At 68.9% G+C, this 12,916-nt stretch carries 13 protein-coding genes; 11 read left to right on the plus strand and 2 right to left on the minus strand.

What is annotated here, in order from left to right; all coding sequences use genetic code 11:
* Nucleotides 1-13: 13 nt before the first annotated feature.
* Nucleotides 14-868 (minus strand): quinoprotein dehydrogenase-associated SoxYZ-like carrier, encoded by an 855-nt coding sequence (locus AC1MGR_RS03415; protein WP_480233657.1) that lies wholly within the window; start codon nt 866-868, stop codon nt 14-16.
* Between the two features lie 81 nt (nt 869-949).
* On the minus strand, nt 950-1,903 hold the full coding sequence (locus tag AC1MGR_RS03420; protein WP_480233658.1) for a quinoprotein relay system zinc metallohydrolase 2: 954 nt from the start codon (nt 1,901-1,903) through the stop codon (nt 950-952).
* A 151-nt stretch (nt 1,904-2,054) separates the two neighbouring features.
* Here AC1MGR_RS03420 and AC1MGR_RS03425 point away from each other — a divergent pair, with 151 nt between their 5' ends.
* The 11 genes from AC1MGR_RS03425 to AC1MGR_RS03475 all read left to right on the plus strand — a co-directional run bounded on the left by AC1MGR_RS03425 (nt 2,055) and on the right by AC1MGR_RS03475 (nt 12,897).
* Nucleotides 2,055-2,666 (plus strand): TetR/AcrR family transcriptional regulator, encoded by a 612-nt coding sequence (locus AC1MGR_RS03425; RefSeq protein ID WP_480233659.1) that lies wholly within the window; start codon nt 2,055-2,057, stop codon nt 2,664-2,666.
* A gap of 43 nt (nt 2,667-2,709) precedes the next feature.
* On the plus strand, nt 2,710-3,696 hold the full coding sequence (locus AC1MGR_RS03430) for a CobW family GTP-binding protein (RefSeq protein ID WP_480233660.1): 987 nt from the start codon (nt 2,710-2,712) through the stop codon (nt 3,694-3,696).
* A gap of 142 nt (nt 3,697-3,838) precedes the next feature.
* Entirely contained in the window at nt 3,839-4,081 is a 243-nt protein-coding gene (locus AC1MGR_RS03435; RefSeq protein ID WP_480233661.1) for a hypothetical protein, read from the plus strand.
* A 76-nt stretch (nt 4,082-4,157) separates the two neighbouring features.
* Nucleotides 4,158-5,249: an IS630 family transposase gene (locus AC1MGR_RS03440; RefSeq protein WP_480232078.1), complete on the plus strand. Its 1,092-nt coding sequence runs from the start codon at nt 4,158-4,160 to the stop codon at nt 5,247-5,249.
* Nucleotides 5,250-5,465: 216 nt separating this feature from the next.
* Nucleotides 5,466-6,632: an FtsW/RodA/SpoVE family cell cycle protein gene (locus tag AC1MGR_RS03445; protein WP_056476877.1), complete on the plus strand. Its 1,167-nt coding sequence runs from the start codon at nt 5,466-5,468 to the stop codon at nt 6,630-6,632.
* Nucleotides 6,629-7,738 (plus strand): undecaprenyldiphospho-muramoylpentapeptide beta-N-acetylglucosaminyltransferase, encoded by a 1,110-nt coding sequence (gene murG / locus AC1MGR_RS03450; RefSeq protein WP_108035544.1) that lies wholly within the window; start codon nt 6,629-6,631, stop codon nt 7,736-7,738. Before AC1MGR_RS03445 ends, murG begins: the two co-directional genes overlap by 4 nt.
* Nucleotides 7,739-7,809: 71 nt before the next feature.
* Complete coding sequence (murC, locus tag AC1MGR_RS03455; protein ID WP_480233662.1) at nt 7,810-9,225, plus strand: UDP-N-acetylmuramate--L-alanine ligase; 1,416 nt, start codon at nt 7,810-7,812, stop codon at nt 9,223-9,225.
* Between the two features lie 31 nt (nt 9,226-9,256).
* Complete coding sequence (locus AC1MGR_RS03460; protein WP_480233663.1) at nt 9,257-9,769, plus strand: endonuclease domain-containing protein; 513 nt, start codon at nt 9,257-9,259, stop codon at nt 9,767-9,769.
* Nucleotides 9,766-10,701 carry a UDP-N-acetylmuramate dehydrogenase gene (gene murB, locus AC1MGR_RS03465; protein WP_480233664.1) on the plus strand — a complete coding sequence of 312 codons (936 nt, stop codon included), beginning with the start codon at nt 9,766-9,768 and terminating at the stop codon, nt 10,699-10,701. Before AC1MGR_RS03460 ends, murB begins: the two co-directional genes overlap by 4 nt.
* Before the next feature lie 304 nt (nt 10,702-11,005).
* Complete coding sequence (locus tag AC1MGR_RS03470; RefSeq protein ID WP_108035540.1) at nt 11,006-11,929, plus strand: D-alanine--D-alanine ligase; 924 nt, start codon at nt 11,006-11,008, stop codon at nt 11,927-11,929.
* Complete coding sequence (locus AC1MGR_RS03475) at nt 11,896-12,897, plus strand: cell division protein FtsQ/DivIB (protein WP_480233665.1); 1,002 nt, start codon at nt 11,896-11,898, stop codon at nt 12,895-12,897. Before AC1MGR_RS03470 ends, AC1MGR_RS03475 begins: the two co-directional genes overlap by 34 nt.
* Nucleotides 12,898-12,916 lie beyond the last annotated feature (19 nt).

Genomic DNA, 12,916 nt, shown 5'->3' on the forward strand with positions numbered 1-12,916 from the left:
GGTGCGGTTCCGCTCAGTTCGTGGCGCTCGGCGCCGGGAAGCTGTGCTCCCAGTGGCCGTTCTGGTTGTCGGTCGCAACCACCCTGATCGGCCCCTGGCCCTCCGGCTGCAGGCCGAAATTGATCACCGGATTCGACGCGATCGAGATGTCGCCGTCCAGCGTCAGGACGGCTTGGCCGCCGCGGGTGATCGCGACCTTGTTGATGTAGCGGGCCGGCGTGTAGTCGCGGGTGATCTGGTTCATCTGCATGCCGCTGAAGTTCGGGTGGCGGATCATCAGCGTTGCTTCCACCGGGCGTCCGGGCTGGCCGTCCGCGAATTTGAGCTTCATATCGCCCATGCCCTTCATCGCCTCTTCGTCGCTCATGCCCATGGGTGCCGAGCAGCCGCCGGAGGCCTTCACGAACTTCGTCGTCTCGAAGAGCTTTCCGTCCTTGGTCTCCACCACCGCGTGGATGTTGGTGTAGTTGTTCACCCGCACCCGGAGCTTGATCTCGCCGGCATCCGCCCCCGGGCCGAAGGCGATGTGGGCGGCGTAGGGCGATGGGTTGTCGTCGATGATCAGGTGGACCCCGGCGATCCGATCCTTCTCCGGCATCGTCAGGGTGATGGGCACCAGGGCCGCATCCATCGCCCGCACCGGAGCGTCGACCTTCACGAGGCTGTCGGTAGACGCGATCTGACGATCCCCGAAGATCGACTTCTGGATTTCCTTCCAGCGCGCGAGGCGTTCGGATTCGTCGTCGCTCGCGCCGGCTGCATGAACCGCGCTCGGCCGCAGCACGGAGCCGGCGGTGGCCAAGGGCAGGGCGAGGGTCAGCGCCGCGAGGACGGAGCGGACGAGGACGGGTTTGGCTGGGCGCGTCACGGCGTTTCTCCTGGTCAACGATCGAGGTCGAATCTTTGCGTCATCATGTGGCGTGGGCGATGCCGGGCTCAAGTTGCCGGCTCACTCCCACTCCAGTTCCTTGAAGGCCTGAGTGACGTTGCGGCCGTTATAGGTGTCGAACAGGACCCACCGGTCGCGCTCGGACTGACCGACGGTCTGCACCGCCTTCTCGATCGGCACGTCCGCCGCGATGGCCTTCCGGGTCTCGTCCCGGAGGGTCGTGAGGTAGCGGGTGAGGTCGTCGAGGGCGGGCGCGACGTCGACCAGGCGCGGCCCGTGACCCGGCACGGCCTGGGTCGCCCCCATCGCGCGCAGGCGGTCCGCCTCCTTGAGCCAGCCCACGAGGCTGCCGTCGAGGGAGGGAATGCGATTCACGAACAGGAGGTCCGCAGGGAACAGGATGCCGCTCGCCGCGTCGCGCATGGAGAGGTCGCAGTTCGTATGCGCCGCGCCGTGGGCGGTGAAGCGCAGGATGCGCCCGCCGAGATCCACCTCGGCGCCGTCCGTCACCTCCAGGGTGGGATAGACCACGCTGCCCGCCCGGTCGGCGCCCAGGATCTCCGCGAGGCGCACGCGATAGTATTCGCCCCGGGCATCGAGAGCCGCACGCAGGGCGTGGTGGCCCACATAGACCGGCTTGTCCTCTGCGAAGGCCGCTGCCCCGAAGCAATGGTCGGGATGGACGTGGGTCAGCACCACATGGCTGATCGGCTTGTCCGTGCGCTTGCGGATCTCCCCGCGCAGCCAGGCTCCATCGGCGAGGCTGCCGCCTGATTCGGTGACGAGCACGGACCGGTCGCCGACGATGAAGCCGATATTGGCAATGGCGTCGTTGTTCTCGGGGGTCGCCTCGGCGTCGGGGCCCCGCCGGATGAAGATGCCGGGGCCGACCTCCTGCAGGTCGAAGCCCTCGGCGGACCGTCCGAGGGTCGGCAGGCAACACAGGCACAAGCCGCCGAACAAGGCGCCGCGCCGTGTGGTGCTCCAGCGTGATCGGCCGGCTTCCGCCCGCATGATCGTCCTCCGTTTTTTGTTCTACCAATTAGTAGGTAGATTTTTCGCCGCGTCAACGGCATAAGCCGGAAGGTCGGCTGCCGATCGATCACGGATGCGCGCGCGGGCACCGACGTGCGACGGCGGCCGTCCACAGGGAGACCACAGAACGATGAGGGACACCCGCGCCGAGCTGCTGCTGCAGGCCGAGATCCTGGTGCGGCGCCGGGGCTATGCCGGCTTCAGCTATGCCGACCTCGCCGAGACGGTGGGAATCCGCAAGGCGAGCATCCATCACCACTTCGCCACCAAGTCCGACCTCGCCCATGCCCTGGTGGCGGCCTACGACGCCCGCTACGACGCGGCGCTGTCCGAGATCCGGACCGGCGAGCCGGACGCGATCGGACGGATCGCTTCCTACGGCGCGCTCTATCTCGGGGGGGTCGAGGCCGGCCTCGGCTGCCTCTGCGCCGTCCTGGCCATCGAGGGCGACGCCCTGCCGGACTCCCTGCGCGCCGATATCATCCGATTCTTCGAGAAGCACATCGCCTGGCTCGAGCGTGTCCTGGCCGAAGGCATCGCCGCGGGACGCGTCCGCGCCTCCGCCGAGGCCGAACCCACGGCCCGCATGGTGATCGCCACCCTCGAAGGGGCCCTCCTCATGGAGCGCCTGCTGGCGGGGCCGGCGGGCTTTCGCGGCACGCTCACGGCACTCTGCGACGGTCTGCGAGCCGACGGGTTTCCGCCCGGCGGGGTTTCATCCCACCGGACTGATACAATATAACAGGCCGCAGCGACGCCTCCCGCGCCATCGACGAAGAGCCCTCATGTCCGACAGCCCGAACACCGCTCCCGCGAAGATTCCCGTCACCGTGCTCACCGGTTACCTGGGCGCGGGCAAGACCACGCTCCTCAACCGCATCCTCACCGAGAATCACGGCAAGCGTTACGCCGTGATCGTCAACGAGTTCGGCGAGATCGGCATCGACAACGACCTCATCATCGGGGCCGACGAGGAGGTCTTCGAGATGAACAACGGCTGCGTCTGCTGCACCGTGCGCGGCGATCTGATCCGCATCATGGACGGCTTGGTGAAGCGCCGTGGCAAGTTCGACGCAATCATCGTCGAGACCACGGGCCTCGCCGATCCCGCCCCCGTCGCCCAGACCTTCTTCATCGACGAGGATGTGGGTGCGGCGGCCCGCCTCGACGCGGTGGTGACGGTGGCCGACGCCAAGTGGCTCTCGGACCGCCTCAAGGATGCGCCGGAGGCCAAGAACCAGATCGCCTTCGCGGACGTGATCCTGCTCAACAAGGCCGACCTCGTGGAGGAGGCCGACCTCGCCCGGGTCGAGGGCCAGATCCGCGCGATCAACCCCTACGCCAAGGTCCATCGCACCGAGCGCTGCGCGGTGCCTCTCGAGGCGGTGCTGGAGCGCAACGCCTTCGACCTCGGTCGCATCCTCGACATCGAGCCCGACTTCCTGGAGGAGGGCCACCACCATCACCACGACGACGACATGCAGTCGGTCTCGGCCAGCATCGACGGGCCGGTCGACCCGGAGAAGTTCATGCCCTGGATCTCGACCCTGACCCAGGTCCAGGGCCCGGACATCCTGCGCTGCAAGGGCATCGTCGCCTTCCCGAACGAGCCGCAGCGCTTCGTCTTCCAGGGCGTGCACCAGATCCTCGACGGCGACCTCCAGGGGCCGTGGAAGGACGACGAGCCCCGCGTCTCCCGCGTGGTCTTCATCGGCCGCAAGCTCGATCCGGCTGAGATCCGTGCCGGCTTCGAGGATTGCCGAGCGGCCTGACCGGGTTAGGGGCTTCCGCGAGCGCGCTCCCACGAGTGCGCTTCGGCGAACCGATCGCGGAGCAGTGCATTGTCCGTCCGGCCGCCGTGCTCCCGTCGAGGAGCACGGCGGCACCGCACGCGTGCCCGATCGGAACCCCGTCATGAATCTGCGCCGAAGCCGTCTGCGTCTTGCCGGCCTGAGCGGCCTACTCCTGGCAGCGCCCCTGGTGCTCGATTCGGGCGCGATGGCCGGGCCGGCCCAATCCTATGAATTCCAGCAGCGCGGAGGTGCGCGGGCTTGCCCGCCGCCGCTCAAGTTCGCGGCCGGCGCCTGCGTCCGGCAATGTCCCGCGGGCTACCGGGACACCGGCCGCACCTGCCGCTTCAAGTCCATGCGCCGCTAGTGGTCTGAGTTAGAAGTTCTGTTGCAGATTTTGAGCTTGCACCTACGTGTGGGGGATGTCCGCACGGAGGTGACCGATGGCCCGTGGTCCAAAACCTGCTCCTCTCCATTTGACTGAGGACGAGCGCACGCGCCTAGCGGGGCTCATCCGCCGTCGCAATGTCGGCCAAGCCTTGGCTCAGCGCGCGCGGATCGTGCTGGCCTGCGCCGAGCCGGGATCGACCAACAGTGGCGTTGCCCGTGATCTCGGCGTCAGCCGGATGAGCGTCACGACGTGGCGCGCCCGTTTCCTCGCTCATCGCCTCGACGGCCTCGTCGACCTGCCCCGCTCCGGTGCGCCACGTGCCGTCACGGACACGGCCATCGAAGGGATGGTCACCCTCACGCTGGAGAGCCAGCCAGAGAACGCCACCCACTGGTCGACCCGCGCCATGGCCCGGCGGGTCGGCATGAGCCAGAGCATGGTCTCGCGAGTCTGGCGTGCCTTCGGGCTGCAGCCGCACAAGACCGACACCTTCAAGCTCTCGACCGATCCCGCCTTCGTCGACAAGGTCCGGGACGTGGTCGGCCTCTACATGGCTCCGCCGCATCGTGCCGTGGTGCTGTGCGTCGACGAGAAGCCGCAGATCCAAGCGCTGACGGGCACGGCCCCCGTGCTGCCGATGCGGCCCGGCCAGCCGGAGCGCCGAACTCACGATTATCGTCGCCAGGGTACGACCGACCTGTTCGCCGCCCTCGACGTCCAGGCCGGGACGGTGATCGGCCACTGCACAGGCCGGCACCGTTCGGTCGAGTTCCGCGACTTCCTCGATCAGATCGAAGCGGCCGTCCCAAGCGATCTCGACGTGCACCTCGTGCTCGACAACGCGGCCACCCACAAAACCAAGCTGATCCACGACTGGCTCGTGAAGCGTCCGCGTTGGCACCTTCATTTCACGCCGACGTCCGCATCATGGCTCAATCTCGTCGAGGGTTGGTTTGCCCTGCTCACCCGTCGACGTCTGCAGCGTGGTGCCTTCCAACAGACCAGCGATCTCGAAGCTGCGATCCACGCCTACATCGCTCAGACCAACACCGATCCAAAGCCCTTCGTCTGGACCAAACCCGCTGATGCGATCCTCGCAAGCGTCGGACGCTTCTGTCAGAGAACTTCTAACTCAGACCACTAGGCACTGTGAAGCGCCGCTAGGCACCAGGAGGCGCCGCTAGGGAGAGACGGGGTCGGGGGCGCCGCCATGCGACCCGTCCGCTGCCGGGCAAACGCCGGTCGCGCAACATTTGGTTTACCATTCCGGCACAGGATCGAATCCGTGCCGGCATGACGCTGCCGGACGCGATCGGCTGCCCCGTCCGGGCACCGTGAGGCCCCGGAGAGCGCTGATTCCATGATGTCCCGCGCCGAACGCACGCCCCTGACGGATTGGTGGTGGACCGTCGACCGCGGCCTCCTCGCCGGGCTCGGGGCTCTCATGGTGGCGGGCCTCGTCTTCCTCATGGGTGGCGGGCCGCCCGTGGCCGAGAAGATCGGCCTTCCGACCTTCCACTTCCTCAACCGGCAAGCGCTCTACCTCGCGCCCACGATCCTCATCATCGTCGGCGTCTCGTTCCTGTCCCTGCGCCACATCCGGCGCGTCGCGCTCTTCACCTGGATGATGGGCGTCGCTCTCTGCATCCTGGCGAGCAAGTTCGGCCCGGAGATCAAGGGCGCCCATCGCTGGATCCAGTTCGGCGCCATCGGCATCCAGCCCTCGGAATTCGTGAAGCCCGCCTTCGTGGTGGTGGCGGCCTGGGCCTTCTCGGAGGGCGCGCAGCGCCGCGACATGCCGGGCGGCCTGCTGGCGATCCTGCTCCTGCCGGTCACCATCGTGCCCCTCGTGCTGCAGCCCGATTTCGGCCAGACCATGCTCATCACCATCGTGTGGTGCGCGCTGTTCTTCGTGGCCGGCCTGCACTGGTTCTGGGTGGCGGGCCTCGGTGCCGGCGGCCTGATCGGCGTCGCCGCCGCCTACCGCTTCCTGCACCACGTCCGCGAGCGCATCGACCGCTTCCTCGACAGCGATTCCGGCGACAACTTCCAGGGCTACTGGGCCCGGCAATCCTTCAATTCCGGCGGCTGGTTCGGCACCGGCCCGGGGGAGGGCGTCGCCAAGCGCCACCTGCCCGACGCCCATACCGACTTCATCTTCTCGGTCACGGGCGAGGAGTTCGGCACCATCGTCTGCCTGGGCCTCGTCCTGCTGTTCGCCTACATCGTCATGCGCGGCCTCAAGCTGGCCCGTCGCACCGACGACACCTTTTCGCGACTGGCGATCACGGGCCTGACCACCCTGTTCGGGCTCCAGGCCTGCATCAACATGGCGGTGAACGTGCGGCTGATGCCCGCCAAGGGCATGACGCTGCCCTTCGTCTCCTACGGCGGCTCGTCGCTGATCTCGCTGGCCCTCGGCATGGGCTTCCTCGTGGCCTTGACCCGCAAGCGCCCGCGGACCACCACCCTGAGCCAGAAGCCGCCGGGCACCGCCCCGGCGACGATCGCCGGAGTGATGCGTTGACCGTTGCGACCGCCACGATCCTGCTCTGTGCCGGGGGCACGGGCGGGCACCTGTTTCCCGCCGAGAGCCTGGCGCACGCCCTGCGCGCCCGGGGCGTGCGGGTCGTGCTGGCCACCGATGCCCGCGTGGATTCCATCGCCGCCGGCTTCCCGGCCTCCGAGATCGTCACCATCGCTTCGGCGACGCCGTCCGGCCGCTCCCTGATCAAGCGCGGCACCGCGCTCCTCACCCTTGGCCGGGGGTTCGGTGTGGCCGCCCGGCAGATCAAGCGCATCAACCCGGCCGCCATCGTGGGCTTCGGCGGCTACCCGACGGTGCCGCCGATGCTGGCCGGCCAGATCCTGCGGGTCCCCACCATCCTGCACGAGCAGAACGCCGTGATGGGGCGGGCCAACGCGTTCCTGGCGCGCGGCGCGCGGGCCATCGCCACCGGCTTCCGTGAGGTCCGGGGTGTGCCGGTCAAGGCGCTCGCCCCTCGGACCCACACCGGCAACCCCTTGCGCCCGGCGGTGATCGAGGCCGCGAAACTGGCCTATCCGCCGGCCGGTGCCGGCGACCCCCTCCACCTCCTCGTGTTCGGCGGCAGCCAGGGCGCCCGGGTGATGGGCGAAGTCGTGCCCAGTGCCATCGCCAACCTGCCGGCTGACCTGCGCACCCGGCTCCATCTCGTGCAGCAGGTCCGGGCCGAGGACCTGACGCAGGTCCAGAACCTCTACCTCGGCCTGGGCCTCGCCGGCTTCGAGGCCGCGCCCTTCTTCAAGGACCTGCCCGCCCGCATGGCGGCGGCCCATCTCGTCATCGGCCGCTCCGGCGCCTCGACGGTCTCGGAGCTCGCCGCCATCGGCCGGCCCGCCATCCTCGTGCCGCTGCCCGGCGCCCTGGACCAGGACCAGGCCGCCAACGCCGCGACGCTCGCCGCCATCGGCGCCGCGCAGGCGATTCCGCAATCCGCCTTCACGCCGGACCGGCTGACGGCGGAGCTCGTCGACCTCTTCACCAATCCCGAAAAATTGACCGCGGCGGCCTCAGCCGCCAAAAGCGCTGGAATTCACGACGCCGCCGAGCGGCTGGCCGACATCGTCATCGCGACGGCGGCGAACCCTTGAGCCCTTCCGCCTGGTAGATCCCGTCGGCGCCGATCCGTCCGCGTCCGACGCCCCTGAGACTGGTCCTTCCCATGAAGCTGCCCGACAAGCTCGGTCCCATCCACTTCATCGGCATCGGCGGCATCGGCATGTCCGGCATCGCCGAGGTGATGCACAACCTCGGCTATACCGTGCAGGGGTCGGATGCCAACGACAACGCCAATGTCCGGCGCCTGGCCGAGAAGGGCATGCGCACCTTCATCGGGCACGAGGCCGGCAACGTCGAGGAGGCCGCCCTCGTGGTGGTCTCCACCGCGATCCGCCGCGACAACCCCGAGCTGGTCGCCGCCCGCGAGCGCCGTCTGCCGGTGGTGCGCCGGGCCGAGATGCTGGCCGAGCTGATGCGCTTCAAGTCCTGCGTCGCCATCGCGGGCACCCACGGCAAGACCACGACGACCTCCCTCGTCGCCACCCTGCTGGACGCCGGCAACCTCGACCCCACCGTGATCAACGGTGGCATCATCAACGCCTACGGCACCAACGCCCGTATGGGCGAGGGCGAGTGGATGGTGGTGGAGGCCGACGAATCCGACGGCACCTTCCTGAAGCTGCCCGCGGACGTCGCCATCGTCACCAACATCGACCCCGAGCATCTCGACCATTTCGGCTCGTTCGACGCGGTGAAGGACGCCTTCCGGCGCTTCATCGACAACATCCCGTTCTACGGCTTCGCGGTGATGTGCATCGACCACCCGATCGTGCAGGACCTCGTCGGCCATATCGAGGACCGCCGCATCATCACCTACGGCGAGAACCCGCAGGCCGATGTCCGCCTGATCGACGTGGACCTGCGCGGCGGCCAGAGCCGCTTCCGCGTGATGATCCGTGATCGCCGCCCCGGCTTCCGCATGGAGATGGAAGACCTCGTCCTGCCGATGCCGGGCAAGCACAACGCCCTGAACGCCACCGCGGCGCTGGCCGTCGCGCACGAACTCGGCGTCGAGCCGGAGGCGATCCGCAAGGCCTTGGCCGGCTTCGGCGGCGTCAAGCGCCGCTTCACCCGGACCGGCGAGTGGAACGGCGCCCTGATCTTCGACGATTACGGACACCATCCGGTGGAGATCAAGGCGGTGCTGAAGGCCGCCCGCGCCTCGACCGAGGGCAACGTCATCGCCATCGTGCAGCCGCACCGCTACACGCGCCTCGCCTCGCTGTTCGACGATTTCTGCACCTGCTTCAACGATGCCGACACGGTCATCGTCGCCCCCGTCTACGCGGCGGGCGAGGCACCGATCGAGGGCATGGACCGCGACGGCCTCGTCTCGGGCCTGAAGTCGCGGGGCCACCGCGACGCCATCGCGCTGCAGCGCTCCGAAGATCTCGCCGGCATCGTCGCCGGTCGCGCCAAGCCAGGCGACTACGTGGTTTGCCTCGGCGCCGGCAACATCACGCAATGGGCCTACGCCCTGCCGGGCGAACTCGCGGCCCTGGACGGCGTGACGGCGTAAGCCGCCTGTGCGCGCCGCTTCGAAGGCGCGCATGCGTTTCCGCCGGAATTTGCGGGCCAACGAAACGGAGGCCGAGCATCGTCTCTGGTCGCACCCGAGGGATCGGCACCTTGCCGGCTTTAAGTTCGTCCGGCAGGAGCAGGTCGGCCCCCATGTCGCTGACTTCGTCTGTCGAGAGGCGCGGCTCATCGTCGAGGCGGATGGCAGTCGGCATGCGGAAGACACGCGCGATCAGGCCGGAGATGCCTGGCCCGCCGCGCGCGGCTTCCGCGTCCTGCGCTTTTGGAACACCGATATCATGCAGCAGACAGAGTGTGTCACCGCGACGATTCTCGCGGCCCTCCCAGGCTCTCCCCGCTTGCGGGGAGAGGCCGTCGGACCTCTTGCCGGGTTCGGCGTGAGCCAGCAGGGCGAGGGTGAGGGGGCGTTTGCCATCGAGGCACAGTTCCCGGTGCCCCCTCACCCTCGCTCCGCTCGCCTCGCCCCCGACGAGGGGGACGAGGCCCTCTCTCCGCAAGCGGAGAGAGGGGAGGCTCGCTCATGACCGCCTTCCCGGACATCACGCCCGACATCCGCGCCCGGGCGCCGGCCCTGCGCGGGCGGCTCATCGCCAACCAGCCCCTCTCGGACCTGACCTGGTTCCGGGTCGGAGGCCCGGCGCAGGTGCTGTTCACGCCGGCCGACGCAGAGGATCTCGGGCTGCTGCTCTCGGCCCTCGATCCGGACGTTCCGGTGACGGTGATCGGCCTCGGTTCGAACCTGATCGTGCGCGACGGCGGCGTGCCCGGCATCGTGGTGCGCCTCGGCGGCCGGGCCTTCGGAACGGTGGAGATCGACGGCGAGACGCTGCGAGTCGGCACGGCGGTGCCGGACATGCGCCTCGCCAAGGCGGCGGCCGAGGCCGGCCTCGACGGACTCGCGTTTTTCCGGGGCATTCCGGGTTCGGTGGGCGGCGCGCTGCGCATGAATGCCGGCGCCCATGGCGGTGAGACCACCGACGTACTGGTGGAGGCTCACGGCGTCGATCGGCGGGGCGAGGCGCGTCGCTTCACCCATGCGGAGATGGGCTTCACCTATCGGCACAGCGGCGTGCCCGACGACGTGATCTTCACGCATGCGGTGTTCCACGGGCGGCCCGGCGAGCGCACGGCCATCGAGGCCGAGATGGAGCGGGTGACGGCGGCGCGCGAGGCGGCCCAGCCGATCCGCGAGCGCACCGGCGGCTCCACCTTCAAGAATCCGCCCGGGGCCAAGGCCTGGCAGCTCGTCGACGCGGCCGGCTGCCGTGGCCTGACCGTCGGCGGCGCCCAGGTCTCGGAGATGCACTGCAACTTCCTGATCAACCGCGACAACGCCACCGCCGCCGACATCGAGGGCCTCGGCGAGGAGGTGCGCCGCCGCGTGCATGAGACCTCCGGCGTCGCGCTCCACTGGGAGATCAAGCGCATCGGTCTCGATCCCGCCGCGACTCGGTAGGTCTTCCGTGGCGGGATCGCGATCCCGCACCGAAACTGGGATCGCGAGGCTGCCGGTGACGAGCCGGTGCGCTCATCGAATGGGGGACACACATGGTCACGGAAATCGATACGGGCGAAACGGCATTGCCCGAAAGTGAGAACCCCACCGCAGCCTTCACCGAATGGGGCGGGCTGGCCGATGGTGAGGCCTATGCCCGGCGCTAAGGTGTGCACCACCCCCTAATCCGCGGGCCGGGTCAGACCGTTCCGCGACGACATCGACAGTTTCTCCCACGACCGACGCTACACTTCACGGAGTCCCCATGTCCAAGCACGTCGCCGTCCTCATGGGCGGGTGGTCCTCCGAGCGCCCGGTTTCCCTGAACTCGGGCCATGCCTGTGCGGATGCCCTGGAGGGGCAGGGCTTCCGCGTGACCCGGGTCGACGTCCAGCCGGACATCGCGACGGTGCTCACCGACCTGCGGCCCGACGTGGCCTTCAACGCGCTGCACGGTCCGGCGGGCGAGGACGGTACGATCCAGGGTCTGCTGGAACTGCTGCGCATCCCCTACACCCACTCCGGCGTGCTGGCCTCGGCGCTGGCGATGCACAAGGAGCGTGCCAAAGTGGTCATGCGCGCGGCCGGCGTGAGCGTCCCGGAAGGCCGCGTCGTTAACCGTCATGAGGCCGCAAAGTCACACGTGCTGACGCCGCCCTACGTGCTCAAGCCGGTGGCCGAGGGCTCCTCCATGGGGGTCATCATCGTGCGCGACGGACGCTCCCACCCACCCCAGGAAGTGGGCCGGGCGGATTGGGGCTATGGCGATGAAATCCTTGCGGAAACCTACGTCGCCGGGCGCGAGCTGACCTGCGCCGTGATGGGCGATCGGGCGCTCGGGGTGATCGAGATCAAGCCTGCTTCGGGGGAGTGGTACGACTTCGACGCGAAGTACGCCGAGGGGGGGTCGATCCACGTCCTCCCGGCAGAAATTAAACCAAATCTTTACCAGCGTGTCCAAGAGTTGTCGTTAACGGCGCATCAAGCACTCGGGTGCCGGGGCATCAGCCGTGCGGACCTTCGCTACGACGACACACCGGGAGGAACCGGTGCCCTCGTCGTGCTGGAGGTCAACACGCAACCCGGCATGACGAAGACGAGCTTGGTCCCGGAGATGGCAGCCCATGCGGGCTATAGTTTCGGTGAGCTCGTCCAATGGATGGTGGGGGACGCAACGTTGGGCCGGTAGGGGCCGAAGGCCCGTTCGGTGGCCAGGGTCCTCTGGGCCAGGGTTCGCTTGGCCAGGGTCCGCTCGGGCCCGCCGCCGGCACGATCGCCTCCGTCCGCGCCTCGCTGGCCGCCCGCTTGCGCCGCTTCACGCCCCCCGGTCGCCGCTCCCGTCTCGCCCTCCCGATCGAGCGGCGCATCCCGCGCCACCTCGGCACGGCCGGATTCTCCGTCTCTTTCGCGGCCCTCGCCCTCGCGGGCTTCATCGGCAGCGGCGCCTATGACCGCTTCGTGGCCGAGCACGGCCGCCCCCTCGACATCGCGGCGCGGCTGGCCGGCTTCGGCGTCGAGCGCGTGACCATCTCGGGCATCGCCCGGCTCTACGAGCGCGAGGTGCTGCAGGCCGCCGGCATCGACGGCCACTCCTCGGTGGTCTTCCTCGACGTGGCGGAGGCCCGCGAGCGCCTGCTGGCGGTGCCGCTGATTGCCAGCGCCTCCGTGCGCAAGGTCTACCCGAACGAGATCGTCATAACCCAGGTCGAGCGCGAGCCCGCCGCCCTGTGGCAGCGCAACGGCGAGATCGCCGTGATCGCCGCCGACGGCACGGTGATCGACCAGATGCGCGACGACCGCTACGCCGCGCTTCCCCTCGTGGTCGGCGACGACGCCAACCTCAAGCTCAAGGACTACCTCGCCCTGATCGAGGCGGCCGGCGCCCTGGCCGAGCGGGTCAAGGCCGGCACCTACGTGTCCGGCCGACGCTGGACCCTCAAGCTCGACGGCGTCGATATCCGCCTGCCCGAGACGGGCGCCACCGAGGCCCTGGCCCGGTTGGTCAAGCTCGAGCGCGACAACCGCATCCTCGAGAAGGACATCATCGCGGTGGACCTGCGCATGCCCGACCGGGTGGTGGTGCGGCTCACCGAGGAAGCGGCCGCGGCCCGCGCCGAGTCACAGAAGAAGACCAAGCCCAAGGGGACCAGCACATGAGCCGCACGATCCGTCCGGC

The sequence above is a fragment of the Methylobacterium sp. BI1 genome (assembly GCF_056680125.1).

Coding starts and splice junctions, on each gene's coding strand:
- AC1MGR_RS03440 (WP_480232078.1), top strand. CDS start 4,158: ATGGCCCGTGGTCCAAAACCTGCTCCTCTCCATTTGACTGAGGACGAG.
- AC1MGR_RS03425 (WP_480233659.1), top strand. CDS start 2,055: ATGAGGGACACCCGCGCCGAGCTGCTGCTGCAGGCCGAGATCCTGGTG.
- AC1MGR_RS03420 (WP_480233658.1), bottom strand. CDS start 1,903: ATGCGGGCGGAAGCCGGCCGATCACGCTGGAGCACCACACGGCGCGGC.
- murC (WP_480233662.1), top strand. CDS start 7,810: ATGAAGCTGCCCGACAAGCTCGGTCCCATCCACTTCATCGGCATCGGC.
- AC1MGR_RS03430 (WP_480233660.1), top strand. CDS start 2,710: ATGTCCGACAGCCCGAACACCGCTCCCGCGAAGATTCCCGTCACCGTG.
- AC1MGR_RS03460 (WP_480233663.1), top strand. CDS start 9,257: ATGCGTTTCCGCCGGAATTTGCGGGCCAACGAAACGGAGGCCGAGCAT.
- AC1MGR_RS03470 (WP_108035540.1), top strand. CDS start 11,006: ATGTCCAAGCACGTCGCCGTCCTCATGGGCGGGTGGTCCTCCGAGCGC.
- AC1MGR_RS03445 (WP_056476877.1), top strand. CDS start 5,466: ATGATGTCCCGCGCCGAACGCACGCCCCTGACGGATTGGTGGTGGACC.
- AC1MGR_RS03475 (WP_480233665.1), top strand. CDS start 11,896: ATGGATGGTGGGGGACGCAACGTTGGGCCGGTAGGGGCCGAAGGCCCG.
- AC1MGR_RS03435 (WP_480233661.1), top strand. CDS start 3,839: ATGAATCTGCGCCGAAGCCGTCTGCGTCTTGCCGGCCTGAGCGGCCTA.
- murB (WP_480233664.1), top strand. CDS start 9,766: ATGACCGCCTTCCCGGACATCACGCCCGACATCCGCGCCCGGGCGCCG.